Consider the following 24,467-nt stretch of genomic DNA (forward strand, 5'->3'; position numbering starts at 1 on the left):
CTGGCGGAGGGCTGGCGCGGGATTGGCGATAGCATAGGCGGCCGGGATCGGGCTGCCTTGACTTAGATCAGGTCGGCGCCGGGCAATCCCCCGGCCGGGCGCAGAACTCGACGAAAAACCGCACCGGGCCCGCGGCCGCGACCTCGTGCAGCCGCTCGGGATGGATCAGCGGATGGATGCCCGGCCCCAGCAGCATCTCGGTGCCGCCGACCAGGTCGCGAAAGACCAGCCGGCCCTCCAGCACATGCAGCCGCGCCCAGGTGCCGGGCCGGGTCGCATGGGCACGCAACAGGCCCTTGGGCACGGTGGTTTCGGTGAATTCCGGCGTGCGCCGATAGGGCGCGGCGTCACCGGGCCAGGCCGGGCGGCTCATGACGCGGGCCAGTCGTAGAGATGGATCAGCTTGGGGTCGTCGGCCGCCGCCAGCATCCGCCGCACCCGGTCCTGGAACAGCGCCGCGAAGCGGGCCAGTTCGGCCGGATCGGCCCGCCCCGCGACCGCGCGCGGCATCAGCCCGGCCATGGCGGGATCATGCGGCACATGGCCGGTGTCGATGTCCACCACCACCCCCTCGCCATTGTCGCGCCGGCGCAGCGCCATGACCCCGTCGATCGGCGCCTCGAAGCGCAAGAGCCCGCGGCGCGCGAACAGCTGCCCCGCGCCGATGCCGTGAAAGCCGCCCTCGGCCGCGGCACCCGTGACCAGCGTCGCGACCGAGGCGACAACGCCGGTCGTGCCCTGCCCGACGCCCTCCCGCATATGCACCTCGATGCCGCCGCGCTCGGGCAGGTCGTCGCCGTAAAGCCATTCCAGCCCGGCCAGCACCATCAGCCAGGCCCCGGCGACCACCGGGCAGGAATGGCCGCAAAGCCGCACCGCATCGACATAGCGATAGGTCATCACCCCGTCCTCGGCCGAGCCCAGGAAACCCGCCAGGGGATCGCGGAGCCGGATCGCCGGCGCATCGTCGAAGAAGGCGGGAAAAACCATGGCTCACTCCTGTTCCTCGGCCAGCAGGTCGGCCAGCGTGCGGTGGTCCATCACCTGCAGGAAGGCGGCCAGCGCATCGCGGATCGCCGCGTCCAGCGCGCCGGGCCGGTTCGGGGCGCGGATCTCCTCGGGGCCAAAGCATTCGGCGGCGGCCATGTCCGGCTCGGTCACGCGCAGCACCTCGCCCAGGGACAGCGCGGCCGGGTTGCGGCCCAGCTCCAGCCCGCCCGAGCGGCCGCGGACCGAGTTCAGGAACCCCGCCCGCGTCAGCACGTTCGCCACCTTGGTCAGGTGGCTGCGCGAGATGTCATAGGCCAAGGCCGCCTCCTCGATGGTGATCAGCCGGTCGGGATGCCGCGCCGCATAGATCAGCAGGCGCAGGGCGTAATCCGAAAAGCTGGTCAGTCGCATGCGGGGGGCTTCCTCGATCCGCCCGCACAAAAGCACGGCCCGCGCCAGGCGGTCAATGGCGCCCGCCAGGGCGCGGCGCGGCGCGGTCTGGGGGCACAGGGACAGGCGGGACGGCGGCGCGGAAAGGAAGGCGGCGGCGGGCATGGTCAGAACCGCAGCCGCGTGCCCAGGTAGAAGGCGCGTCCCTCGCCGGGGATGAAGGCCGCCTGTCCGGCCATGGCCTGATCCACGACCAGCGTCGAGGCGGCATAGCGTTCGTCGGTCAGGTTGGTGACTTGGACATGGACCGCGGCGTTCGGCGTCAGCGCATATTCGGCCCCCAGGTCCAGCAGCGCATAGGAATCGTTGAAGACCGTGTTCATGTTGTCCACCGGCGTCCGGCCCGGCACCCAATGCAGCTTGCCGGTCAGCACCAGCCGTTCGACCGGGCGCCAGTCCAGCACCAGCGAGATGACGTTGCGCGGCGCGCCGGCGATGCGGTTGTCGCCGCGCAGGGGATCGTCGTCGAAGCGGAAATCCTGCCAGGTCCAGGCCAGCCGCGCCGCCAGCGTTTCCGTCAGCGCCCCCGACAGGCCAAGCTCGACCCCGCTGTGCCGTGTCCGCCCGGCATTGACCGAGGCCAGCGTGGCGCCGGTCACGTCGCGCAGCGACAGCAGTTCGTTCTTCAGCCGCGCGTGATAGAGGGTCGCGTCCCAGGACAGGCGCTGCCATGTCCCGCGCCAGCCCAGCTCCAGCGTGGTCGAGGTCTGCGCCTCCAGGTCCGGCGTCGCGAACATGGCCGCAGGCGCCGCGGGATCGGCAGGGTTCGGCCGGCCCGGCCCGCTGTTCGGCGTGCCGCCAACCGTCCCCAGCAGGTCGTCATGGGTCGGCGGCTCGAAGCCGCGCGCCAGCGAAATCCAGGCAAACTGCCCCTCGACCGGGGTCCAGGACAGGGCCAGCGCCGGGGTGAAGCCGCTATAGCTGCGGTCGTAGCTGGTCGAGACCGCCGGCACCGCGCCATCGGGCAGGCGCATGCCGGGATTCATCGGGCTGTAGCCCACCGTCGGCCGGGTCGCCGCCCCCCAGCGATCCTCGCTTTCGCGGCTGGCATGGTTGAAGGCGATCGAGGGCGACAGGGTGAACCCGCCCAAGGGCAGGTTCCCCCCGGCAAAGATCGACAGGGTATCGGCCGTCAGCCGGTTGCGGCCGAAGGCCGGGCCGCGCGCGCCGCCCAGGTTGTGGAAATAATCGCGGTCGGCCTTGCCGAAGGACCAGGTCAGCCCGGTCTCGAACAGCGGCAACTCCCCTTCGCCCATCCGGCTGTAGCGCGCGGTCAGCGTGGCGTCGCTGCCCTCGGTATCGCGGAACCCGGATGAGATCGGAAAGGCGAAACTGTCGTCGGTCCGCGACAGGCTCAGGCCGAAATCATAGATGTCCGCGCCGCGCTCCAGCGTCGTGCGGGCGCCGGCCAGGGTCTGCCGGGTGTCGCGCCGCGGCCGGTCGCGCGGCACGTTCGGCCCCGGCCCCACCGGCGTGCCGCCGACGATCACCGGGCCGGCATGGTTGCTTTCGGGATCGTTCCGGACCGCATCCCAGGTCAGAGGCCCGGCCACGTCGAATTCCAGGTCGGTATGGCTGAAGAACAACCGCGTCACCGCCTCGCCGGTCTGCAGGGTGACATTGCCGCCGATGCCGCTGCGGCGCGAGCCGTTATGGTCGCGATAGCCGTCCTTCTGCGCATGTTCGAAGCGCAGCAGCACATCGGCCCGCTCGCCGTCGATGCCATAGCTGCCCGCGACCTCGCCCCGCCCGAAACTGCCGCCGCCGAATCTGAGCCGCAGCCCCGGCGCCGTTACGCCCGAGGGCGAGGCGAAGTTGATCGCGCCGCCCAGCACGTTGGCGCCGATGCGATTGGCCGCGGCGCCGCGAAACACCTCGATGCTCTCGGCCTGGCCCGGCGCGGCAAGGCCCACGACATAGGAGCCGTCGGCGCGGTTCACCGGCATGCCGTCCTGAAGGATCAGCAAGCCGCGCTCGGCCGGGTTCTGCTGCAGGCCCGCGCCGCGGATCTGGATGCGCGGCTGGTCGTTGCCGCCGAAGAACTCCTGCACCACGACGCCGGGCACCTCGGACAGCGTGTCGGCCAGCGTCGGCGCGGCCTCGCCCACGGGCTCGCTGCGGTCGATCAGCGTCACCGCACCGGGCGTCGCCTCGAACCGGCGGGCGGTGGTGTCGGCGCGGATCTCGATCTCGTCCAGCACGATCACCGCGCCGGGCGCGGCCGATTGCGCCAGCGCCGCCCCCGCCTGCAAGGACAGCCCGGCCGCCAGCCCGGACAAGACCGGGATCATTCGCGCAAGGGGTTTCGTTTTGTCGTCAGCGTCCATGTCGGCACGTCCTTCATCTTCCCGCAAGGGACAGCGCCGGCGGCGATGTGCGGCGCGAGGGTGGCAATGAAACGGCTGGCACAGGGCTTGCGATGCGGCATAGCGGCGGCGGGCATGGGCTGCGGGCACGCCGGAATGACCCCGCCTGCATAGGTCAGCAAAACATGAATGTGAAGGTCATATTTTAGACAGGTCGCTTTTGCCGCAGCCTGCCGCCGCGGGCGGCGCGCTGGACAGCCGGGTTGCCGGCAAGCTACACAGGGACGGCAAAAAACACCCCGAACACGCGCGAAAGACGGAAAAGCCAACCCATGTCGAACCAGGGCCGGAAACTGGAGCAAGCGGCCAAGGCGGCGTGGCTTTCCTATGTCGCGGGCAAGACCCAGGACGAGATCGCGGGGATCATGGGCATCTCGCGCCAGACCGCGCAGCGCCTGGTGGCGCAGGCCATGGCCGAGGGCATCGTCAAGATCCGCATCGACCATCCCTTTGCCCATTGCATGGACCTGGCCGCAGGATTGCAGCGCAAGTACGGGCTGGCGTTCTGCCAGATCGCCCCTTCGGATGCGCCCGAGGCCGGGGTGGCGCTGATGCTGGCCGATGTGATCGAGCAATGGCTGCGCCGGGCCGAGCCGATGACCATGGCGATCGGCACCGGGCGCACCCTGCGCAGCGCCATCGCGCAATTGCCGCATATCGACTGCCCGCAGCACCGCATCGTCTCGCTGACCGGCAATATCGCGCCGGACGGCTCGACCGCCTATTACAACGTGCTGTTCACGCTGTCGGACCTGGTGACGGCGCGCAGCTTTCCCCTGCCGCTGCCGGTCATCGCCCCCAGCGTGCGCGAGCGGCAGGCGGTCAACAGCCAGCCCAGCATCGAGCGGCTGATCCGCATGTCGGCCGAGGCCGCGGTGGCCTTTGTCGGCATCGGCACGGTGGGCGCGGGCGCGCCGCTGATGCTGGACGGCTTCCTGTCGCAGCCCGACCTGGACGCGCTGGTCGCGGCCGGCGCGGTGGGCGAGATCACCGGCTGGGCCTATGACGCGCGGGGCGCACTGGTGGCGGGGCTCAGCAACGACCGCGTGGCTTCGGCCCCGGTCCCGCCGCGCGAGACGACGCTGGTGATCGGCGCCGCCCATGGCGCCGAAAAGGTGCCGGCGATCCGCGGCGCGCTGCGCGGCGGTCTGATCAGCGGGCTGATCACCGATGCCGCGACCGGCGCGGCGCTGCTGGCCGACTGACCCCTACATCGCGGCGATCTCGGCGCGCTGCTGCTGCATGCGCAGGAAGATGCGCCAGTCCCGCTCGCGCCGGGCGCGGGCGGCGGGCTCGGGGCGGGTCACCTCGGCCGGCCGGGCAAAGCGCGCCCGCGCCGCGCGGATCCCGCCCAGCAGCGGCGCGGCGGCGGCGATGGCGGTGCCGCGCAGCACCGCGTCCTGCGGCTGCCAGTGGATCTCGGCCCCTGTCGCATCGGCATAAAGCTGGCGCAGCAGGGCCGAGCGCGCCTGCCCCCCGGCCATGGCCAGCGCAGCGGGCGCCAGCCCCATATGCGCGATGACCTGCCGCGTTCCCAGCGCGATGCCGACCGCCGCGCGCCAGTAAAGCGCGTCCAGCGCCTGCGCGCTGCGCTCCAGCGTCAGGCCGTGGATCACGCCGCGCAGCAGCGGATCGGCAAAGGGCGTGCGGCTGCCCTTGATGTCGGGCAGGACATGCAGGTCGGGCGCAGGCTCGGGATTGGCGGCGATGCGGGCCAGGATCTCGTCGTGGCTGGCCGGCTGCGGGAAAAGCCCGCGCACCCGCTCCAGCAACGCGCCGGTCGCGGACTGGCCGCCCTCGCTGACGCTTTCGCCGGGCAGGATGGCGCCGGGATAGGGCCCCCAAAGCGCCGCGCGCGGCGCCAGCCCCGTCGCCATGACGCAATTCGAGGTGCCGGCGATCAGCGCCGGCATGTCCGGCGCCGCGCCAAGCGCCCCGGCAAAGGCGTCGATCAGCCCGGCGGCGACCAGCGTGCCGGGCTCCAGCCCCAGTTCCGCCGCACCCCGCGGCGACAGCGGCCCGATACGCGCGCCGGGCGGCAGGACCGGGCCGGGGCGCGGGAAATCGGCGATCCCCGCCCGTTCCAGCAAGTCCCGCTGCCAGCCGCCGCGGTCGGGCAGCCAGGGCCATTTCGCCGCCGCCGCGCAAAGCGAACGCGCCTCGGTCCCGGTGGCGCGAAAGGCCAGGTGGTCGCAAAGGTCGCGCACCCCTTGCAGCGCCGCCCAGACCTCGGGCCGGTGGCGGCGCAGCCACATCAGCTTCGGCGTCTGCATCTCGGGCGAGACCGAGCCCCCGGCCCGCGTGACGATCTCATGCGGGATGCGGCTGAGTTCCGCCGCCTCGGCCACGGCGCGGTGGTCGTGCCAGGCGATCACGTCGGGGGCAAAGCCCGGCGCTTCGACCACCAGCGAGCAGGTGGCGTCAAAGGCCAGCGCCCCGACCTGCGCGGGATCGGCGCCGGCCTGCCGCAGCGCCTCGGCCAGCGCCTCGGCCACGGCCTGCCAGATCTCGGCGAAATCGTGCATGGCCTGCCGGTCGGGGCCCGGAATGGTGGCGAACCCCCGGCTCGCGCGGGCGACCAGCCGGCCTTCGGGGGTGAAAATCCCCGCTCGCGCGCGGGCCGAGCCCACATCCACGGCCCCGATCAGCACGCCGATTCCCTTCCCTAGCCCAGTCCGGCCAAAGTCTTGGGCAAATCCCGCGCGTGGTCAATCAGCGCATCGGGAGCCAGCGCCGCCAGCTTGTCGGCCAGCCGGGCGGGTGCGGCATGGCTGCCGCCCAGAAAGCCGATCACCCGCATGCCTGCCGCGCGGGCGGCGCGCAGGCCGGCCGGGCTGTCCTCGATCACCACGCAATCGGCCGGTGCGATGCCCAGGTGCCGGGCGGCGAACAGGAACAGGTCGGGCGCGGGCTTGCCGCGCGCCACCTGCGTCGCGGAATAGACATGCGGCCCGAAGAGCGGTGCCAGCCCGGTCAGCGACAAGGACAGCCGCAACCGCTCGGGCGCGCTGGAGGAGGCCACGGCGCGCGGCCCGGACAGTTGCGCCAGCGCCTCGGCCATGCCCGGCACCGGGCGCAATTCGCGGCGAAAGCGCAGGGCCAGCGCCTCGGCATAGCCGGGCACGGCAGGGCGCAGATCGACGCCCTGCCCCTCTGCCGCCTCGACGATGGTCGAAAACGAACGGCCAAGGAACTCGTCATAGATGCGGGCGCGGGCGATCGGCGCGCCCAGCCTTTGCAGCAGCGCCTCGATCTCGGCCACGGCGAGGGGTTCGGAATCCACCAGCACCCCGTCGCAGTCGAAGATCAGCCCGCGCACCACCGCCTAGCCCTTGAGATAGGCGTCGAGCGTCGCGCGCGTGCCCCTGTCCCACAGCATGGCCAGCCAGCGCGCGAAGGGTTCGGCAAAGCGCGGATCGCGGCCGGTCGCGCCATAGATCTCGGCCATGTCCAGCCAGGCCGAGGGATCGGTCCGGGCCGCCTGCGCCACCTGCGTCAGGTGGTCCCAGTTCGGATCGTTCGGCTCGATCACCGCGCCGCTGTCGCTGGTGCCGGCGCAATAGCGGCACCACAGCGCCGATTCCAGCGCCAGCCCGTCCACGGGCAGGCCGCGCTCCCGCCGGTGGGCGATGGTCGGCACGATGAATTTCGGCTGCCGGTTCGAACCGTCGAGGCAAAGCCTGCGCACCGTGTCGCCGATCTTGGGATTGGCGCAGCGTTCGGCCACCTTGGCGAAATAGGCCTGCAGGTCGGTGCCGGGCACCGGCGGCACGGCGGGGATGATCTCGTCCGCCTCGACCTTTCCCAGGAAGGCGCGGACCTGGGCGTCGGCCATCGCCTCATGCACGAAATGGATGTCCAGCAGCCCGGCCGGATAGGCGATCACCGCATGGCCGCCGTTGAGGATGCGGATCTTCATCAGTTCCCAGGGCGTCACGTCGGCGACGAATTCGACGCCGGCCTTCTCAAGCGGCGGGCGGCCGGCGGGGAAGTTATCTTCGAGCACCCATTGGATGAAATCCTCGCAGAAGACCGGGGCGTCGTCATGGATGCCGAAATCCTCGCGCACCATGCGGCGTTCGCGGTCGCTGGTGGCGGGGGTGATGCGGTCCACCATGGCGTTCGGGAAGGCGACATTCGCCGTGATCCAGTCGGCCAGCTCCGGGTCCGAGAGCCGCGCGGTTTCGGCCACCGCCTCGCAGGTGACCTTGCCGTTATGCGGGATGTTGTCGCAGCACATGACGGTGAAGGGCGCATGGCCCGCCGCCCGCCGCGCCTTCAGCCCCGCGACGATCAGGCCGAACACGGTCCGCGGCGCGTCGGGGTTTTGCGCGTCCGCCGCGATGGCGGGATGGGCCGGGTCGAAATGCCCGGTGGCGGCATCGATGAAGTAGCCGCCCTCGGTGATGGTCAGCGCCACGATGCGGATCGCCGGATCGGCCAGCGCGGCGATGACCCGCCCGTGATCGCCCGGCGCGATATAGTCCATGATCGGCCCCAGCACGCGGGCGTCCGAGCGGTCGGCCGATTGCTCGACCAGCGTATAGAGATAGTCCTGCGCCGCCAGCGTGTCGCGCATCCGCGCATCGCCCGGCATGACGCCGGCGCCGATGATGGCGAAATCCTGCGCCAGCCCCATGTTCATCAGCCGGTCCAGATAGGCGGCCTGATGGGCACGGAAGAAATTGCCGACGCCGAAATGCAGGATGCCGGGGCGCAGGGCGGCGCGGTTATAGCCCGGCACCGGCTGGCCGAGGCGGTCGAGGGTCTGGTTGGAAAGCCTGTCCATCCGAATTCATCCCGGTTCTGATCTGTAAAGACGGGGCCGCGGCAGCGACCCCGACGCGGCTGCCGTCAAAGCGCAAGGCCGTTCTGGTCGAAGCGATAGACCCGGCCGTCCTGCGGGGTCAGCCAGATGCGGTCGCCGTGATCCACCGGGAACTCGCCCGCCGCCCGCGCGACGATGGGGGTGCCGCCGTCCAGCTCGACATGCAGGAAGGTGTCCGAGCCCAGATGCTCGGCCACGCCCACCGTGCCGGCGAACTGGCCGCCGGTGGTGGACATGGTGAAATGCTCGGGGCGCACGCCGATGGCATGGGCCCCCATGGCGGCGGCCGCCTCGCCCTCGATGAAATTCATGTTCGGGCTGCCGATGAAACCGGCAACGAAGCGGTTCGCGGGCTTGCGGTAAAGCTCGAGCGGCGAACCCACCTGCTCGACCCGGCCGGCGCGCAGCACGACGATCTTGTCGGCCATGGTCATCGCCTCGACCTGGTCATGGGTGACATAGACCATGGTCGTCGCCAGCTTCTTGTGCAGCTCGGAAATCTCGACCCGCATGTTCACCCGCAAGGCCGCGTCGAGGTTCGACAAGGGCTCGTCGAACAGGAAGGCCGAGGGCTCGCGCACGATGGCGCGGCCGATCGCGACGCGCTGGCGCTGGCCGCCCGACAGCTGGCCGGGACGGCGGTCCAGGTAATCGGTCAGGTTCAGGATGCCGGCGGCGTGCTGGACGCGCCGCTCCTGCTCATCCGCCGCCATGCCCGCCATCTTCAGCGGAAAGGCGATGTTCTTCCTGACCGACATATGCGGGTAAAGCGCATAGGACTGGAACACCATGGCCAGCTTGCGCTGCGAGGGCGGCGCCTGGGTCACGTCCCGCCCGTCGATGACGATCCGGCCCGAGGTCACATCCTCGAGCCCCGCGATCAGGCGCAGGAGCGTGGACTTGCCGCAGCCCGAGGGGCCGACGAAGACCACGAATTCGCCGTCGTGGATCTCCAGATCGACGCCCGGAATGACCTCGACCTCGCCAAAGCTCTTGCGGACCTGTTGAAGCGTGATGCTACCCATCATTCCCCCCTTTCATTTCACCGCGCCGAAGGTCAGGCCGCGCACGAGTTGCTTCTGGCTGAACCAGCCAAGGATCAGGATCGGGGCGATGGCCATGGTGCTCGCCGCCGAGAGTTTCGCGTAGAAAAGCCCTTCGGGACTGGAATAGCTGGCGATGAAGGTCGTCAGCGGTGCCGCCTTGGACGTGGTCAGGTTCAGCGTCCAGAACGCCTCGTTCCAGGCCAGGATGACGTTCAGAAGCAGGGTCGAGGCGATGCCGGGCACCGCCATCGGCGTCAGCACGTGCAGGATCTCGTTCTTGAGGCTCGCCCCGTCCATCCGCGCCGCCTCGAGGATCTCGGAGGGAATCTCGCGGAAATAGGTATAGAGCATCCAGGTGATGATCGGCAGGTTGATCAGCATCAGGACGACGGTGATGCCCAGCCGCGTATCCAGAAGGCCCCAGGACCGGAACAGCAGATACATCGGGATCAGCACGCCCGCGGCCGGCATCATCTTGGTCGACAGCATCCACATCAGCAGATCCTTGGTGCGCTTGGCCGGCTGGAAGGCCATTGACCAGGCGGCCGGGATGGCGATCAAGAGGCCCAAGAGCGTCGAGCCGACCGAGATGATGACCGAGTTCATGAAATGCCGGAAATAGGGCGAGCGGGACTGCACCTCGGCATAGTTCTGGGTCGTCCAGTCGAAGAACAGGAATTTCGGCGGGGATGCTATGGCGTCGGCCTCGGACTTGAAGCTGGTCAGGATCGTCCACAGGATCGGAAAGAAGATCAGCAGCGCCACGCCCCAGGCCAGGATGGTGAAGCCCCAGCGGCGGGTATCGGAAATCTTGCGGGCCATGGTTCTTACTCCAGCGTCTTGCCGATCATCCGCATCAGGAAGATCGCGACGATATTGGCAAGGATGACGGCGATGATGCCCCCGGCGGATGCGCCGCCCACGTCGAACTGCAGCAGCGCCTGCGAAAAGACCAGATAGGTCAGGTTGGTGGACTGGTAGCCCGGCCCGCCATTGGTGGTGACCAGGATCTCGGCGAAGACCGAAAGCAGGAAGATGGTCTCGATCAGGATCACCACGGTGATGGCGCGCGACAGGTGCGGCAGGATCAGGTGGGTGAATTTGGCCCAAGCACCGGCGCCGTCCATCTCGGCCGCCTCCATCTGCTCGCTGTCGAGCGATTGCAGCGCGGTCAGCAGGATCAGCGTGGCGAAGGGCAGCCATTGCCAGGCGACGATCAGGATGATCGACATCAGCGGATATTGCGCCAGGAAGTCGATGGGCTGCGCGCCCACCGCCTTGGCGAGCCAGGCGAAAAGCCCGTTCACCGGGTTCATGAACATGTTCTTCCACACCAGCGCCGAGACGGTGGGCATGATGAAGAAGGGCGCGATCACCAGGATGCGCACCACGCCCTGCCCGAACATCGGCTGGTCCAGCAGCAGGGCCAGCAGGATGCCGCCCCCCACGGTGATGACCAGCACGCCCCCGACCAGCAGCAGCGTGTTCTGCATCGCGGTCCAGAAGGCGGGATCGGACAGGAAATACTGGTAATTGGCCCAGCCGATGAAGCGTTCCATGCCGGGCGAGAGCAGGTTGTAGCTCTGGAAGCTGAACCACAGCGTCATGGCCAGCGGCACGATCATCCAGCCCAGCAGCAGCAGGACCGAGGGCGCGACCATCAGGCGCGCGAGTGTTTTCTGATGTCGGGTAGCCATCGGCGCGCCTCCCACGCGAGCGATGAGGGTTCGGATTGCGGCAGGGGCCGGGCTTGCCGCCCCCCGCCCGGTTCGCGGCCGTCAGGCCGGATCGGCGGTCACTTCGGATAGCCGGCCCGGGCCATTTCGCGCTCGGCGATCTGCTGGGCCATCTGCAACGCCTGCTCGACGCTGGCCTGCCCGGCCAGCGCGGCCGAGAATTGCTGGCCGACCGCGGTGCCAAGCGCCTGGAACTCGGGGATGCCCACCCATTGCGTGCCGATATAGGGCACTTCCACGGTGGTCGGGTTCGCAAGATCGGCCGACATGATGCTGTCGAGCGTCGGCTTGGCGAAGGGCGCGGCCTCAAGATAGGCCGGATTTTCGTAAAGCGAGGTCCGGGTGCCGGGCGGCACGTTCGCCCAGCCCTCGGCGGCCGCGACCTGTTCGGTATAGGCTTTCGAGGTCGCCCAGGCGACGAACTTCTTGGCCGCATCCGGCGCATCGGTCGAGGACGGGATCGCCAGCGTCCAGGCCCAGAGCCACATCTGCGGCTTCTCGCCCTCGGGGGCCAGCGCATAGCCGACCTTGTCGGCCACGGTCGAATCCTTGGGGTTCGACACGAAGCTGGCCGCCACGGTGGCGTCGATCCACATGCCGCATTTGCCGATCTGGAACAGCGCCAGGTTCTCGTTGAAGCCGTTCGACGAGGCGCCGGGCGGGCCGGCCTCGTTCATGATCGCGACGTAATCGGTCAGCGCCTTCTTCCAGGCCTCGCCCGAGAATTGCGGCTTCCATTCCATGTCGAACCAGGGCGCGCCGTAGCTTGCGCCCATCGAGGTCAGGAAGGCCATGTTCTCGCCCCAGCCGGCCTTGCCGCGCAGGCAGATGCCATAGACCTCGGCCGATTTGTCGGTCATCTTGCGCGCCGCGTCATAGACGAAGTCCCAGGTCGGGCGCTCGGGCATTTCCAGCCCGGCCTTCTCCATCAGGTCGGTGCGATACATGATCATCGCGGATTCGCCGTAGAAGGGCGCGGCATAAAGCTTGCCGTCCAGCGACAGCCCCTCGGCGATGGGCGGCAGGATGTCGGCGGCGTCGTAATCCTCGCCCATGTCCTCGAGCGGCGTCAGCCAGCCTTGCTTGGCCCAGATCGGCACCTCGTAATTGCCGACGGTCACGATGTCGTATTGCCCGCCCTTGGTGGCGATGTCGGTGGTGACGCGCTGGCGCAGCACGTTCTCTTCCAGCGTCACCCATTCCAGCTGGATGTCCGGGTTCGCGTCGGTGAACGGCTTGGTCATCTTCTGCATGCGGATCATGTCGCCGTTGTTCACGGTGGCGATGGTCAGCGTCTCGGCCAAGGCGGGCGCCGCCAGTGCCGTCATGGCGCAAGCCCCCATCAGGCCGCGCAGCATCATGCTCATTCGATTGTCCTCCCCTGCGGATCAGCATTTGCTAATGTGATGGGCAAATGCTCACATACTCGCCGCCGGGCTGTCAAGCGAAATCGGCGCGGCCCGATACTCCGGGACCGCGCCGACCGATAGTTTCTTGCAGGGATGGGCGGGGTTCAGCCGCGGCCGCGATAGGGCGGCACGCCCTGGTCGGGGATCCAGACCGCCTCGGGCACGGGTCCGGTCTGCCAGAACACGTCGATGGGCATGCCGCCGCGCGGATACCAGTAGCCGCCGATGCGCAGCCAGCGCGGCGCTAGAAACCCCGCCAGCCGCCGGCCGATCGAGACGGTGCAGTCTTCGTGGAAAGCGCCGTGATTCCGGAAGCTTCCAAGGTAAAGCTTCAGCGATTTCGATTCGACCAGCCAGTCTCCGGGCACATAGTCGATGACCAGATGCGCGAAATCCGGCTGCCCGGTCATCGGGCAGAGCGAGGTGAACTCGGGCGCGGTAAAGCGCACGTTGTAGGACACGTCGGCCTGCGGGTTCTGCACCCGCTCCAGCTCGGCCTTGTCGGGGCTTTCGGGCAGCCGGGTGGCGCCGCCCAGCTGCTTGAGGCCGCTGTAGATCGTCTCGGTCATGCTTCTCTCCGAATGTCAGACGCCGCGCCGGTTGCCCCAGATCAGGACATGCAGCTGCGGCAGGATGCGCGGTTTCAGCCAGCCACGGCCGACCGTGTTCTCGACCAGCCAGAGCAGCCGGTCGGCCAAGGCCTGCGGATCGACCGGCTGGGCGGGATCGGTCTCGGGATTGCCGGGTTGCAGGTAAAGCGGCAGGCCGGGATGGCGGTCGGCGACCGCGCGCGCCCAGTCCAGGTCGCGCCGGTCGAAGATCACGATCTTCAGCACCCGCTGGCCGGCACCCTCGCCGGCCTTGAGGCAGCGGTCGAAGGCGTCCCAATCGACCACCTGCCCGCTGGAGGGCGGTTTCGGCGACAGCACCAGCGTAGACAGGTCCGCGAACCAGGGCTGCGCGACCGAGCCCTGCGTCTCGCAGGCGAAGCGGTAGCCTGCGGCGCGTCCCAGCGCGATCAGCGGGGCGAAATCCTGGATCGCCGGATTGCCGCCGGACAGCGAGACGGTCAGCGGCTGGCCGCCGGACAGGCGCCGCACATCGGCCCAGATCGCCTCGGCGCTCATCGGCCGCCATTCGTGGCGGTGGCGGCTGTCCACCGCGTGCAGGCTGTCGCACCAGAGGCAGCGGTAGTCGCAGCCGCCGGCGCGCACAAAGACCGTGGGCTCGCCGATCAGCGCGCCCTCGCCCTGGATGGTCGGGCCGAAGATTTCGGCAATGCGCAGGGTCATGGCCGATACTCGGCCCAGGTCTTGGGCGTCTCGGACACCCGGACCGCCACCGTCTCGGGCCAGCGCGCCTTGCACCAGTCGTGGAAATGCCGCGCCATGTTCTCGGCGGTCGAGGGGCCGTCCAGCACGTCGTTCAGGTGGCGATGGTCGAAATGCGTGTCGATATAATGCTTCAGCGGCGCAAGCTCGTGATAGTCGCGCACGAAGCCGTCGGCATTCAGCTCGGCCGCGGCCAGTTCCACCACGACGACATAATTGTGCCCGTGCAGCCGGGCGCATTGGTGATCCGGCGGCAGATGCGCCAGCTGGTGCGAGGCCGAGAAATGGAACTCCTTCGCGATGCGGAACATCAGGCCCGCCCCCGTTCCGCGATGGCCTGCCGCCAGAAATCCGCGTCCTCATAGGCGGTCGGGTCGGGGATGCCGGCCAGGTGGAAGGCCTCGCGCCGCTCGACGCAGGTGCCGCAGCGGCCGCAATGCAGGGTGCCGCCCTTGTAGCAGGACCAGGTCTCGGCAAAGGGCGTGCCGTGGCGGGCGCCCTCGGTCACGATATCGGCCTTGCTCCGATGCACGAAGGGGGTCAGCAGCCGCACCTGCGCATAGCCGTCCAGCGCCGCGTCCTGCATGTGCTGGAAGGCCTCGGTGAAGGCGGGGCGGCAATCGGGATAGATGAAATGATCGCCGCCATGCACGGCGGTCGCCACCGCCCGGTCGCCCATCGCCGCCGCCATGCCGAAGGCCACGGTCAGCATGATGGCGTTGCGGTTCGGGACCACGGTGATGCGCATGGTCTCCTCGGCATAATGCCCGTCCGGCACCTCGGCGCCGCCGGTCAGGGCCGAGCCGGTCAGCACCGCCCCCGCCCCGCGCATGTCGATGACGTGATGCGGCACGCCCAGCCGCCGGGCGGCGGCGGCGGCGAAATCCAGCTCCTTGCGGTGGCGCTGGCCGTAGTCGAAGGAAATCAGGCGCGAAAGCCCGCCCTGCGCCGCGATCATATGCGCCAGCGATACGGAATCGAGTCCGCCCGAGCAGACAACTGTCGTCTTCATCATGTGACCCTTGTTTTGATGACCGGGTAGGCTGCGACCGGTATGGGCGCCCGACATAGCGGGCTTTGGCCGGCGGCGCAACCGCCCGTCCCTTCCCGTCCCGTCAGTCGGACAGATCCAGCGCCGGGGTTTCGCCGCTCTCCTCCAGGTGCCAGACCGCCTGCCAGCGCCCGTCCTGGCGGGCTAGGATCAGGTAGTTCCGCTGCGCCACGTAGCGGTGGCGCTGGCCGGGCAGCGGGTGGATGCGGATCGGGTGGCCGGGCAAGGGCGCCTCGCCCAAGCCGGCGAACAGCCCCAGCGCGCGGGCATAGGCCTGCGGCGGCGCGCGATGCGAAATGCCCGAGGCGACCAGCTGATGCACCTTCTGCGCATCCGGCCCCATCACGGCGCGGGTCGCCAGGTGGATCTCGCCCGACAGCGCGGTGACATGGGCACGGGCGCGCCATTTCAGCACCTCGGCCAGCAAGCGCCGCCATTCGGCACGATGCACCCGGCTTTGCCACTGGTCGCGCAGGTCGTCCTCGTAATGCTGCATGCGCGGAATCGCCATCATCACCCGCTCCAGGAGCGACAGGCGCGGACCCAGCAGCGGGACGCTGGAGACCAGGAACACATGTTCGCCCTGCGGCGCCAGCGCCTCGACCGCTTGCCAGCCCGCGGGCCCCATGATGCGGTGGCGGTGGCGCTCGGACCGCAGGTCGGGCGCGGCGATGGTCAGGCCGGGCAGTTCGCGCTTCCAGCCGAGGCTTTCGCCCGAGGCATCCAGGAACAGCTCGGGAATGTCGCCTTCCGCCGCACCGTGCTGGAACAGCAGGTAGGTCTCGCGCGCCACGCCGAACAGGGTCCGGCCCACGGCCGAGCGGCTGCGCTGTTCCGGCAGCGAGCCCCAGCCGTCGCAAATGTCATGGTCGTCCCAGACCGACAGCGCCGGCACCTGCGCCGCCATCGCGGCATAGCCCGGCGCCTGCAAGACATGCAGATAGCGCGCGACGAAGCGGCGGCGCAGGTGTTCCGCCAGATCGGCAAGCTGCGCGGGGTCGTCCACCTCGGGCACCTTGTCGGGCCAGTCCCGGCTCAGCGGGTGGCCCTGCGTCGCCTCGTCGGCATAGATCTGGTCGCCGCCCTGCAGCAGCAGCGCAAAGGGCGCGCGGGCATGGTCGCGCGCCAGCCGCCTCCACATCAGGTTGCGCTCGGCGCCGTCGCGGTCCAGATCGCCGTTCTCCTCGCCGTTGCAGGAAACGAAGGCCAGGCGCAGGTCGCCCGACAGATCCGTCGCGACCGCGTGAAAGGTGCCCTCGAATTCATAGCCGCCATCCGCCGGGGTCAGGGTGAAATCGTGCCGCCAGACGGCGATGCCGGCGATCTGGGCGATGCGGCGCGGCGCGATCTCGGCCTCTGACAGGCGGATCGGCGGCGGGGCCGGTTCGTCCTTCGGCCGGATGACGATGGCCGCCAGCCGGATGCCCTGCCCCGCCATGCCGCGGAAATGCAGGATCGGCCCTGCCCGGCCGGGTCGCTGCGCCTCGTCCATCATCCTGCCTGTCCCTTTCGCATTGCAGCGAGGGATATAGGTGCGGCGCGGCCAAGCGCAAATCCGGCCGGCGGCGAACCGCGACCCCGCCGCCGGCGTTGGTCCCCAAAGGCAGCGCAGGAGCCGGTGATGACCGAGCGGATCGAAGGCGTGACCATCTCGCATCCCGAGCGGGTGATCTTTGCCGATGCCGGACCGGGCAAGGCGGGGCTGACCAAGGCGGGGCTGGCGCGCTATTACCAGCAGATCGCGCCGCTGATGCTGGAGGAGGCCGCCGACCGCCCGCTGTCGCTGCTGCGCCTGCCCGACGGGATGGCGGGCGAGCGGTTCTTCCAGAAGCATCCCGGCAAGGGCTTTCCCAAGGCGATCCGGCAGATGCGGATCACCGAAAGCGACGGCGAGGATGCGGCCTATGCCTATGTCGCCGACGCGGCCGGGCTGGTCGCCGCGGTGCAGATGGGCACGGTCGAGTTCCACATCTGGCCCGCCCGCCGCGACCGGCTGGAGCGGCCCGACCGGCTGGTCTTCGACCTAGACCCCGACGAGGGGCTGGGCTTCGACGCCGTGCGTGCCGCCGCCCTGTCGCTGCGCGGCCGGCTGCTGGACCTGGGGCTTGAGCCCTGGGCGATGCTGACCGGCGGCAAGGGCGTGCATCTGGTCGTGCCCCTGCGCCGCAGCCTCGGCTGGGGCGATCTCAAGCGTTTCGCCCGCGACTTTGCGACGCTTTGCGCGCAGGACGAACCGGACCGCTATACGGTGGAGCTGGCCAAGGCCAGCCGCAAGGGCCGGATCTTCATCGACTGGCTGCGCAACGAGCGCGGCTCGACGGCGGTTGCGCCCTTTTCGGTGCGCGCCCGGCCCGGCGCCCCGGTGGCGGCGCCGGTCGGCTGGGACGAGCTGGCCGGGATCGCCAGCGCCCGTGCCTTCGGCACCCAGGCGGCGCGGGAACGCGGCTGGGCCGGCATAAGGCGGGTGCGGCAAAGCCTGACCCGGCCGATCTTCGCGGCGCTGGACAGGGCGCTGACCGGTTGACCCCCGTTCAGCCCTCGATGCGCCGGCCGTCTTGCGCATCGAAGACATGCAGGTGCCCCGGATCGGGCACCACGTCGACCCGGTCGCCGCGCGCCAGCCCGCTGGTGCCGGGCAGGCGCAACACCAGCGGCACCTCCGAGCCCTCGATCATGCCATAGCCGAAGGCATCGGCGCCCAGCCGCTCGACCGAACGCAGCAGGACCGGGATCGCCGCCTCGCCCGGCGCGGCGGGCCGCAGATGCTCGGGGCGCAGGCCAAGCCGCAGATCGCCGCCGCGCGGCAGGCCCGGCAGCGGCAGCACCGCCCCGCCGGGCAGGGTCACGCGGCCCTCGGCCGCCGAGACGGTGAAGATGTTCATGGCGGGCGAGCCGATGAAACCGGCGACGAATTCGCTGGCCGGGCGCTGATAGACTTCCAAGGGCGTCGCGATCTGCTCGGCCACGCCCTTGTTCATCACGATCAGCCGGTCCGCCAGCGTCATCGCCTCGACCTGGTCATGGGTGACGTAAAGCGTGGTCTGGCCGGTGCGCAGGTGCATCTCCTTGATCTGCAGGCGCATCTGCACCCGCAGCTTGGCGTCGAGGTTCGACAGCGGCTCGTCCAGCAGCAGCGCGGCGGGCTCGCGCACCAGCGCCCGGCCCATGGCGACGCGCTGGCGCTGGCCGCCCGACAGCGCGCGCGGCTTGCGGTCCAGATAGGGCTCCAGCTCCAGCATGGTCGCGGCCTTGGCGACGCGGGCCTCGATCTCGGCTTTCGACATCCGGGCGATCTTGAGCCCGTAGGCCATGTTCTCGCGCACCGACATATGCGGATAAAGCGCGTAGTTCTGGAACACCATGGCGATGTCGCGCTGGCGCGGCTCCAGGTCGTTGACCACCTTGCCGCCGATCTCGACCGTGCCGGCGCTGATCGCCTCCAGCCCGGCCACCATGCGCAGAAGCGTGGACTTGCCGCAGCCCGAAGGTCCGACAATGACCACGAATTCGCCGTCGGCGATCTCCATGGTGATGCCGTGGATGACCTGGTTTCCCGCATAGCTCTTGCGGACATCGTTAAGCAGGATGCGGGCCATCTATTTCTCCGTCTCGACCAGGCCCTTGACGAACCAGCGCTGCATCAGCACCACCACCAGGATCGGCGGCAGGATGGCCAGCACGCTTGTGACCATCACGAGGTTCCAGGGCGTATCGGCATCGGCGAATGAGATCATCTTCTTCAGCGCGATGACGATGGTGTTCATTTCGTTGGAATTGGTGACCAGCAGTGGCCACAGGTATTGCGTCCAGCCATAGATGAACTGGATCACGAAGATCGCCGCGACATTGGTCAGCGACAGGGGCCACAGGATGTCCTTGAAGAACCGCCAGGGCCCGGCGCCATCGACCCGCGCCGCCTCCAAGAGTTCGTCCGGGATGGTCATGAAGAACTGCCGGAACAGAAGCGTCGCCGTGGCCGAGGCGATCAAGGGCAGGATCAGCCCCGGATAGGTGTCGATCAGCCCCAGGTCGACCATGACCTTGTAGGTCGGCTGGATGCGCACCTCGACCGGCAGCATCAGGGTGATGAAGATCAGCCAGAAACAGGCCATGCGCAGCGGAAAGCGGAAGAAGACGATGGCATAGGCCGAGGCCATCGAGATCGCGATCTTTCCCAGCGCGATGCCCATGGCGACGATGGTGGTATTGGCCAGAAGCCGCCACAGGCTGACCCCGCCGATGCGGCTGATCCCGCCCGAGAAGGCATCGGAATAGTTCCGCGCCGCCTCGGGCCCGGGCAAGAGCGGCAGCGGCGGGCGCAGGATGGTCTGCACCGAATGGGTCGAGGCGACGAAGACGTAATAGACCGGAAAGGCCACCACGATCACGCCCAGCACCATCCAGAAATGCGCCAGCACTCGCCCGGCGCCGCGCGCGGCCAGCGGAGAGGATTCAGCCATAATGCACCCTCCGCTCGATGAAGCGGAACTGGAAGGCGGTCAGCGCGATCACGATGATCATCAGGATCACCGATTGCGCGGCGGAATCGCCCATGATCAGGTTCACGAAACCGTCGTTATAGACCTTGTAGACCAGCGTCTCGGTCGCCTTGCCGGGGCCGCCGCCGGTCACGGCATGGATGATGCCGAAGGTGTCGAACAGCGCATAGACGGTGTTCACCACCAGCAGGAAGAAGGTCGTCGGCGCCAGAAGCGGGAAGGTGATGGTCCAGAAGGCATGGCGGCGCGAGGCGCCGTCGATCGCCGCCGCCTCCAGAAGCGATCGAGGAATCGCCTGCAAGCCAGCGACAAAGAACAGGAAATTATAGCTGATCTGCTTCCATGTCGCGGCCGCGACAACCAGCGCCATCGCCTGCTCGCCGTCCAGCAGCGGGTTCCAGTAGATGCCCATCTGCCGCAGCGGCCAGGCCAGCGTGCCGAAGCTGGGATTGAACATGAACAGCCACAGCATGCCGGCGATGGCGGGCGCCACCGCATAGGGCCAGATCATCAGCGTGCGATAGAAGCCCTTGCCGCGGATGATCTTTTCCGCCTGCACGGCCAGGAACAGCGCAATCGCCATGGCGCAAAAGGCGACCAGCACCGAAAACACCACCGTCACCCGGACCGAGTTCAGATAGTTCGGATCGCTCAGCACCTTGCGGAAATTCGCCAGCCCCACGAAGGTCGTCTTCAGGCCAAAGGCATCCTCGCGCAGCACCGACTGGCGAAAGGCCTGCGCCGCCGGCCAGTAGAAGAAGATCAGCGTGATCGCCAGTTGCGGCGCCAGCAGCAGCCAGGGCAGCAGCTTGTGCGGAAAGACCGTGCGTCTCATCCGTCCCCCTTGTCGGATCGGGCGGGCGCCGCAACGCCCGCCCCTGGTTTCAGCCGCCCGCGGCCTCGCGGATCGCGGCATTGCCGCGCTCGACGGCGTTCTTCAGCGCCGTGGCCGCGTCCTGCTGGCCGGCCAGCATCTTTTCATACTCCTCGTTCTGGATGTCGCGCAGCTGCGGCAGGTTCGGCGCCCGCACGCCCTTGGAGTTCTCGGTTGGCTGCTTGCCCATCATTTGCAGGATCGGCGTCTCGCGGCCGGGGTTCTGCTGGTAGAAATCCGAGCCCTTGGTCGCCTCGTAGGCCGCCATCGTCACCGGCAGATAGCCCGATTGCTCGTGCAGGTATTGCTGCACCTCGGTCTGCGACAGGTAGTTGAAGAAGGCGGCGACGCCCTTGTAGGTCTCGTCCGACTTGCCGCCCATCACCCAGAGCGAGGCGCCGCCCGGCGTGGTGTTCTGCGGCGCGCCCTCGGCGGTCTCGTCATAGGGCAGCTGGCCGATGCCGTAGTTCATGCCCGATTTCACGATGTCGCCCAAGCCGCCCGAGCTTTCGGTCAGGATGCCGCATTCGCCCGAGGTGAAGTTCTGCTTGGCCTCGCTGGTGCGGCCGCCATAGACGAAGACGCCCTCTTTCGCCAGGTCCGCAAGTTCCTGGAAATGCTTGACGAACAGCGGGCCGTCGATCTTCAGCTCGGGCGTGCCGGCCAGGCCGTTCTCGTTCGTGCCCCAGCTGACATTGTTCCAGGCGGCGAAGTTCTCGGTATGGATCCAGGTCAGCCAGGTCGAGGTATAGCCGCAGGTCGCCGCCCCCGATTCCTTGATCTTGCGCGCAGCGGCCCAGACCTCGGCCCAGGTCTTGGGCGGGTTCTCGACGTCCAGCCCCGCCTTTTCGAAGATGTCCTTGTTGTAATACAGGATCGGCGAGGAGGAGTTGTAGGGGAAGGACAGCATGTCCCCCTCGGGCGTCGAGTAATAGCCGACGATGCCGGGCAGATACTGGCTCTTGTCGAATTCGTAGCCGCCTTCCTGCAGCACCTCGGCCACCGGCTTGATGGCGCCCTGCGCGCCCATCATGACGCCGGTGCCGACGTCGAAGACCTGGATGATGTCGGGGGCCTGGCCCGCGCGGAAAGCGGCGATGCCGGCATTCAGCGTTTCGGGATAGGTGCCCTTGAAGACGGGCTTGAGTTCGTAGTCGGCCTGGCTTGCGTTGAAATCGCTGGCGATCTTGGTCACGACCTCGGCATTGGCGCCGGTCATGGCGTGCCACCACGAGATTTCGGTCTTGGCCTCGGCCGCGACGGGCAGCGCCATCAGCCCTGCAAGCCAGAATGGGGTTTTCTGCATGGTATCCTCCGAGTCGTGCCTTGCGGCGTCATCGTTCCCGGACGGCAGCAACTGGGCCAGGGCCCGCCATGCGCCATCCGCCTCCCTGTGCGGATTTGTCACCTGCCGGGGGCCGGGGTGTCAATTCGCAACTGGTCGGTTTGGTATGGCAGGCGGCAGGCAAGCGCCGCGCCGGAAACAGCGGCTCTGTGGCATGGATTTGTGAAAATCCAGTGACAGCAATGGGTAAAATACATTTCTTGAGGTGATTTCCGACCACTAACCCCTTGCCGACCGCAAGGGGGCGGCGGCAGTTCCGTCGCGTAAACCGCCCGAACGCGGCGGGCCCGGATCGGAAACCGAACCCCGTGCCCCGCATCAAGGCGGGGCCGGCGCGGGGCATGAAAACGGCCGGCGCCTGGCCCGGCCGTTCCGGGGACTGCCCGAAAGCCCCGTCAGAAGCTGCGCGAGACCGACAGCTTGAAATTCCGCCCCGGTGCCGGGCCGCTGAGCCAGGAGGCCGGCGTGTAGTCGCGGTCGGCGATGTTGTCGATGCCCATATGCACCTCGATCCCCGCCGCCGCGCCGGATTGCGGCGCCCAGGTGGCAAAGACGTCATGCACGCCGTAGCCGGCACGATGTTCGCCATCCGACTTGTCGCGGCCCCTGGCCAGGGTGCTGCGCAGCCCCAGCCGCCAGGCGTCGCCGGCCTGCCAGATCGCCTGCAAGGTCACGCGGTCGTTGGGCAGCGTGTCCAGCACCGTACCGTCCTGGTCCTCGCCCTCGACCACCGAGACCGCGGCGCCGAACTCCCAGGCGTCGAGCGTATAGCTGGCCTCCAGCTCGCCGCCCCGCAGATAGGCGCGGTCGATATTGGTGAAATGGGCCGACGGTCCCGCGCCCGAGCGGGCGATCATGTCGGTGATGTGATTGCGAAACAGCGTCAGCTTCATCACCGCCTCGTCGCCCTCGGCAAACAGCCCATTGCCGCGATAGGAGATCCCGGCCTCGAGGTTCTTGCCCTTCTCGTCCTTCAGGTTCGGGTTCGGCGCCGTCGCCATGGAGCCGTCGTAGAGCTCGTCCACCGTCGGCATCCGGTTCACGAAGGCGGCGGAGCCGAAGACCGACCACTGCCCGTCCAGCCTGTAGATCGCCGCGACCTGCGGCTCGACCGCCTCGAAGCTGCGCTCTTCGGCGGCGAAACCGACGGTGTCCTTGGGCTCGGTGCGCTGCCTTTCGTAGCGCAGGCCCGAATTGACCGTCAGCCTGTCCCAGGTCACTTCCGAGAGGGCATAGACCCCCCAGGCGCGGGTGAAGCCCTCGGGATGCGAGGCCGAGGGCACGCTGGACGACCGATCCTGCTTGAGCAGTTCGAAGCCGGTGGTCAGGGCATGATCATGGCCGGCGCCCGACAGGTCGGCCACATTGGCCAGCTTGAACTTCCACAGGCGATAGTCGCGCCGCCCCAGCAGCGAGGGCATGATCGGCTCGTCCGGGTCGTCGCCCTGCCGCACGTCCTTCATGGTGTTGGTATAGGACAGCGTGGCCGTCACATCGACATAGCGGTTGTCGTCCGGGTTCCAGCCCCAGATCAGCCGCGCGGTCTGGTCGCGGGTGGTGATGTCGCCGACGCCCCAGCCGGAGAAGCCCGGGAACAGCCCCACCTGCGCCCCTTCGAGCTGGTTGAAGTCCTGGTTCTCGCCCTTGGCCTCCAGATGCTGGTAGGAAAAGGCGACATGGTGATCGCCGAAGGTCTTCTTCGCCTTCAGAAGCAGGTTCGGCGTCTTGGAGTTCGCGCGCACGGTGGTATTGCCGTCCGCATCCTTGGTATCGCCCAGCTTGCGCCAGGCGAAGGCGGCGAGCGCCTCGAAATCCTCGGCCGGGCGCCAGCCAAGCGCGACGCTGCCCAGCACCGTGTCGGGGTTGCTGGCATAGCCGAGCTTGGTCCGGCCGCCGAAGCTCTGGCCCTCGGCGATCAGGTCGCCGGCCTCGATCGTCTCCATGGCGATCACCCCGCCGAGCGCGCCCGAGCCGTAAAGCGTGGATGAGCCGGGGCCGCGCAGCACCTCGACCTGGCGCAGGAAGTCCGGCTCGACGAAGAGCGCGCCCTGGCGGTAGGATTCGAAATATTTCTCCTCGCCGTCGATCAGCTGGACGATCCCGGATTCCGAGGCGGCGGCGCCCGAGGAGCCGAAGCCGCGGATGTTGAAGCCCTGGCCGAAGAAGCTGCCCGACCCGACGCCGGCAACCCCCGGCACCGTCGCCAGCACCTCGCCGATATGCACCGGCTCGATATCCGCAAGCTGCTGGCCGTCCACGACCGAGACCGATTGCGGCACCTCGGAGGCCACCTTGAGCTTGCCGGCGCGCAGCACGATCTGGTCCAGCACATAGGTGGATGGCGCAGGCTCCGTCCCGGCGGTTTCCTGCGCCAGCAGCGGAGTGGAAAAGGTAAGGGCGCAGGCGCTTCCGGCCAGAAGCGCGCCGCGAATCGGATGGCGTGGCATGTGATCCCCGTCGTCATGTCGTGAAGTCTACGGCTGGCCACGGGGCTGGCATCTTGCGCGGGTTAAAATATTCTTAGTAAAACTGTCAATGATTC

General features: G+C 68.6%; 23 protein-coding genes. 2 read left to right on the plus strand and 21 right to left on the minus strand.

Annotated features, from left to right (window positions below; genetic code table 11):
- Window positions 1-67: 67 nt before the first annotated feature.
- From ACDP63_RS15320 to ACDP63_RS15335, 4 genes are read right to left on the minus strand one after another with little or no spacing between them, the layout of a single operon-like run.
- On the minus strand, window positions 68-373 hold the full coding sequence (locus ACDP63_RS15320) for a DUF1971 domain-containing protein (protein WP_024845169.1): 306 nt from the start codon (window positions 371-373) through the stop codon (window positions 68-70).
- The gene (locus ACDP63_RS15325; RefSeq protein ID WP_028710436.1) at window positions 370-990 is read right to left on the minus strand and encodes a hypothetical protein; all 621 of its coding nucleotides are present in this window, start codon (window positions 988-990) and stop codon (window positions 370-372) included. Before ACDP63_RS15325 ends, ACDP63_RS15320 begins: the two co-directional genes overlap by 4 nt.
- 3 nt (window positions 991-993) lie before the next feature.
- A complete protein-coding gene (locus ACDP63_RS15330) occupies window positions 994-1,545 on the minus strand; it encodes an RrF2 family transcriptional regulator (RefSeq protein ID WP_409928205.1) in 552 nt (183 codons plus the stop codon).
- Between the two features lie 2 nt (window positions 1,546-1,547).
- Entirely contained in the window at window positions 1,548-3,767 is a 2,220-nt protein-coding gene (locus ACDP63_RS15335) for a TonB-dependent receptor family protein (protein ID WP_409928206.1), read from the minus strand.
- 311 nt (window positions 3,768-4,078) lie between these two features.
- Between ACDP63_RS15335 and ACDP63_RS15340 the strand changes: the two genes are divergently transcribed.
- Window positions 4,079-5,011 (plus strand): sugar-binding transcriptional regulator, encoded by a 933-nt coding sequence (locus tag ACDP63_RS15340; RefSeq protein ID WP_024845167.1) that lies wholly within the window; start codon window positions 4,079-4,081, stop codon window positions 5,009-5,011.
- A gap of 3 nt (window positions 5,012-5,014) precedes the next feature.
- Here the strand turns inward: ACDP63_RS15340 and ACDP63_RS15345 are convergent, their stop codons facing one another.
- The 12 genes from ACDP63_RS15345 to ACDP63_RS15400 form a co-directional block, all read right to left on the minus strand.
- Window positions 5,015-6,457: an FGGY-family carbohydrate kinase gene (locus ACDP63_RS15345; RefSeq protein ID WP_024845166.1), complete on the minus strand. Its 1,443-nt coding sequence runs from the start codon at window positions 6,455-6,457 to the stop codon at window positions 5,015-5,017.
- Window positions 6,458-6,471: 14 nt separating this feature from the next.
- Window positions 6,472-7,125, minus strand: a complete 654-nt coding sequence (locus tag ACDP63_RS15350; protein WP_231486853.1) for an HAD-IA family hydrolase — start codon at window positions 7,123-7,125, stop codon at window positions 6,472-6,474.
- Window positions 7,126-7,131: 6 nt separating this feature from the next.
- The gene (locus tag ACDP63_RS15355; protein ID WP_409928207.1) at window positions 7,132-8,595 is read right to left on the minus strand and encodes a mannitol dehydrogenase family protein; all 1,464 of its coding nucleotides are present in this window, start codon (window positions 8,593-8,595) and stop codon (window positions 7,132-7,134) included.
- 65 nt (window positions 8,596-8,660) lie between these two features.
- Complete coding sequence (locus tag ACDP63_RS15360; protein WP_024845163.1) at window positions 8,661-9,659, minus strand: ABC transporter ATP-binding protein; 999 nt, start codon at window positions 9,657-9,659, stop codon at window positions 8,661-8,663.
- 12 nt (window positions 9,660-9,671) lie between these two features.
- A complete protein-coding gene (locus ACDP63_RS15365) occupies window positions 9,672-10,502 on the minus strand; it encodes a carbohydrate ABC transporter permease (protein WP_024845162.1) in 831 nt (276 codons plus the stop codon).
- Between the two features lie 5 nt (window positions 10,503-10,507).
- Window positions 10,508-11,377, minus strand: coding sequence for a carbohydrate ABC transporter permease (locus tag ACDP63_RS15370; protein ID WP_024845161.1), 870 nt, complete (start codon window positions 11,375-11,377; stop codon window positions 10,508-10,510).
- A gap of 98 nt (window positions 11,378-11,475) precedes the next feature.
- On the minus strand, window positions 11,476-12,783 hold the full coding sequence (locus ACDP63_RS15375) for an ABC transporter substrate-binding protein (protein ID WP_024845160.1): 1,308 nt from the start codon (window positions 12,781-12,783) through the stop codon (window positions 11,476-11,478).
- A gap of 146 nt (window positions 12,784-12,929) precedes the next feature.
- On the minus strand, window positions 12,930-13,394 hold the full coding sequence (queF, locus tag ACDP63_RS15380) for a preQ(1) synthase (RefSeq protein WP_024845159.1): 465 nt from the start codon (window positions 13,392-13,394) through the stop codon (window positions 12,930-12,932).
- Window positions 13,395-13,409: 15 nt separating this feature from the next.
- Window positions 13,410-14,117 carry a 7-carboxy-7-deazaguanine synthase QueE gene (queE, locus tag ACDP63_RS15385; protein ID WP_024845158.1) on the minus strand — a complete coding sequence of 236 codons (708 nt, stop codon included), beginning with the start codon at window positions 14,115-14,117 and terminating at the stop codon, window positions 13,410-13,412.
- Window positions 14,114-14,467, minus strand: coding sequence for a 6-pyruvoyl trahydropterin synthase family protein (locus ACDP63_RS15390; protein ID WP_024845157.1), 354 nt, complete (start codon window positions 14,465-14,467; stop codon window positions 14,114-14,116). The genes queE and ACDP63_RS15390 overlap by 4 nt, the downstream gene beginning before the upstream one ends.
- Window positions 14,467-15,168: a 7-cyano-7-deazaguanine synthase QueC gene (gene queC / locus ACDP63_RS15395; RefSeq protein WP_028710438.1), complete on the minus strand. Its 702-nt coding sequence runs from the start codon at window positions 15,166-15,168 to the stop codon at window positions 14,467-14,469. The genes ACDP63_RS15390 and queC overlap by 1 nt, the downstream gene beginning before the upstream one ends.
- Window positions 15,169-15,271: 103 nt before the next feature.
- Window positions 15,272-16,702 (minus strand): alkaline phosphatase D family protein, encoded by a 1,431-nt coding sequence (locus tag ACDP63_RS15400; protein WP_024845155.1) that lies wholly within the window; start codon window positions 16,700-16,702, stop codon window positions 15,272-15,274.
- 126 nt (window positions 16,703-16,828) lie between these two features.
- Here ACDP63_RS15400 and ligD point away from each other — a divergent pair, with 126 nt between their 5' ends.
- A complete protein-coding gene (gene ligD / locus ACDP63_RS15405; RefSeq protein ID WP_024845154.1) occupies window positions 16,829-17,731 on the plus strand; it encodes a non-homologous end-joining DNA ligase in 903 nt (300 codons plus the stop codon).
- A gap of 7 nt (window positions 17,732-17,738) precedes the next feature.
- Here ligD and ACDP63_RS15410 read toward each other — a convergent pair whose 3' ends face one another.
- The 5 genes from ACDP63_RS15410 to ACDP63_RS15430 all read right to left on the minus strand — a co-directional run bounded on the left by ACDP63_RS15410 (window position 17,739) and on the right by ACDP63_RS15430 (window position 24,372).
- Window positions 17,739-18,803: a sn-glycerol-3-phosphate import ATP-binding protein UgpC gene (locus ACDP63_RS15410; protein ID WP_024845153.1), complete on the minus strand. Its 1,065-nt coding sequence runs from the start codon at window positions 18,801-18,803 to the stop codon at window positions 17,739-17,741.
- Complete coding sequence (gene ugpE / locus ACDP63_RS15415) at window positions 18,804-19,667, minus strand: sn-glycerol-3-phosphate ABC transporter permease UgpE (RefSeq protein WP_024845152.1); 864 nt, start codon at window positions 19,665-19,667, stop codon at window positions 18,804-18,806. It lies immediately after the preceding gene.
- A complete protein-coding gene (gene ugpA, locus ACDP63_RS15420) occupies window positions 19,660-20,541 on the minus strand; it encodes a sn-glycerol-3-phosphate ABC transporter permease UgpA (protein WP_024845151.1) in 882 nt (293 codons plus the stop codon). Before ugpA ends, ugpE begins: the two co-directional genes overlap by 8 nt.
- 49 nt (window positions 20,542-20,590) lie before the next feature.
- On the minus strand, window positions 20,591-21,886 hold the full coding sequence (gene ugpB / locus ACDP63_RS15425; protein ID WP_024845150.1) for a sn-glycerol-3-phosphate ABC transporter substrate-binding protein UgpB: 1,296 nt from the start codon (window positions 21,884-21,886) through the stop codon (window positions 20,591-20,593).
- A gap of 434 nt (window positions 21,887-22,320) precedes the next feature.
- Complete coding sequence (locus tag ACDP63_RS15430) at window positions 22,321-24,372, minus strand: TonB-dependent receptor domain-containing protein (RefSeq protein WP_409928208.1); 2,052 nt, start codon at window positions 24,370-24,372, stop codon at window positions 22,321-22,323.
- Between the last annotated feature and the right edge of the window lie 95 nt (window positions 24,373-24,467).

Origin of the sequence: Paracoccus sp. P2, assembly GCF_046335115.1 — a bacterium.
Classification (GTDB): domain Bacteria; phylum Pseudomonadota; class Alphaproteobacteria; order Rhodobacterales; family Rhodobacteraceae; genus Paracoccus; species Paracoccus pantotrophus.

Excerpts from the sequence above, each read along its gene's own strand:
- ACDP63_RS15320 (WP_024845169.1), bottom strand. The coding sequence starts at position 373 with ATGAGCCGCCCGGCCTGGCCCGGTGACGCCGCGCCCTATCGGCGCACG.
- ACDP63_RS15325 (WP_028710436.1), bottom strand. The coding sequence starts at position 990 with ATGGTTTTTCCCGCCTTCTTCGACGATGCGCCGGCGATCCGGCTCCGC.
- ACDP63_RS15330 (WP_409928205.1), bottom strand. The coding sequence starts at position 1,545 with ATGCCCGCCGCCGCCTTCCTTTCCGCGCCGCCGTCCCGCCTGTCCCTG.
- ACDP63_RS15335 (WP_409928206.1), bottom strand. The coding sequence starts at position 3,767 with ATGGACGCTGACGACAAAACGAAACCCCTTGCGCGAATGATCCCGGTC.
- ACDP63_RS15340 (WP_024845167.1), top strand. The coding sequence starts at position 4,079 with ATGTCGAACCAGGGCCGGAAACTGGAGCAAGCGGCCAAGGCGGCGTGG.
- ACDP63_RS15355 (WP_409928207.1), bottom strand. The coding sequence starts at position 8,595 with ATGGACAGGCTTTCCAACCAGACCCTCGACCGCCTCGGCCAGCCGGTG.
- ACDP63_RS15360 (WP_024845163.1), bottom strand. The coding sequence starts at position 9,659 with ATGGGTAGCATCACGCTTCAACAGGTCCGCAAGAGCTTTGGCGAGGTC.
- ACDP63_RS15365 (WP_024845162.1), bottom strand. The coding sequence starts at position 10,502 with ATGGCCCGCAAGATTTCCGATACCCGCCGCTGGGGCTTCACCATCCTG.
- ACDP63_RS15370 (WP_024845161.1), bottom strand. The coding sequence starts at position 11,377 with ATGGCTACCCGACATCAGAAAACACTCGCGCGCCTGATGGTCGCGCCC.
- ACDP63_RS15375 (WP_024845160.1), bottom strand. The coding sequence starts at position 12,783 with ATGAGCATGATGCTGCGCGGCCTGATGGGGGCTTGCGCCATGACGGCA.
- queF (WP_024845159.1), bottom strand. The coding sequence starts at position 13,394 with ATGACCGAGACGATCTACAGCGGCCTCAAGCAGCTGGGCGGCGCCACC.
- queE (WP_024845158.1), bottom strand. The coding sequence starts at position 14,117 with ATGACCCTGCGCATTGCCGAAATCTTCGGCCCGACCATCCAGGGCGAG.
- ACDP63_RS15390 (WP_024845157.1), bottom strand. The coding sequence starts at position 14,467 with ATGTTCCGCATCGCGAAGGAGTTCCATTTCTCGGCCTCGCACCAGCTG.
- queC (WP_028710438.1), bottom strand. The coding sequence starts at position 15,168 with ATGAAGACGACAGTTGTCTGCTCGGGCGGACTCGATTCCGTATCGCTG.
- ACDP63_RS15400 (WP_024845155.1), bottom strand. The coding sequence starts at position 16,702 with ATGATGGACGAGGCGCAGCGACCCGGCCGGGCAGGGCCGATCCTGCAT.
- ligD (WP_024845154.1), top strand. The coding sequence starts at position 16,829 with ATGACCGAGCGGATCGAAGGCGTGACCATCTCGCATCCCGAGCGGGTG.
- ACDP63_RS15410 (WP_024845153.1), bottom strand. The coding sequence starts at position 18,803 with ATGGCCCGCATCCTGCTTAACGATGTCCGCAAGAGCTATGCGGGAAAC.
- ugpE (WP_024845152.1), bottom strand. The coding sequence starts at position 19,667 with ATGGCTGAATCCTCTCCGCTGGCCGCGCGCGGCGCCGGGCGAGTGCTG.
- ugpA (WP_024845151.1), bottom strand. The coding sequence starts at position 20,541 with ATGAGACGCACGGTCTTTCCGCACAAGCTGCTGCCCTGGCTGCTGCTG.
- ugpB (WP_024845150.1), bottom strand. The coding sequence starts at position 21,886 with ATGCAGAAAACCCCATTCTGGCTTGCAGGGCTGATGGCGCTGCCCGTC.
- ACDP63_RS15430 (WP_409928208.1), bottom strand. The coding sequence starts at position 24,372 with ATGCCACGCCATCCGATTCGCGGCGCGCTTCTGGCCGGAAGCGCCTGC.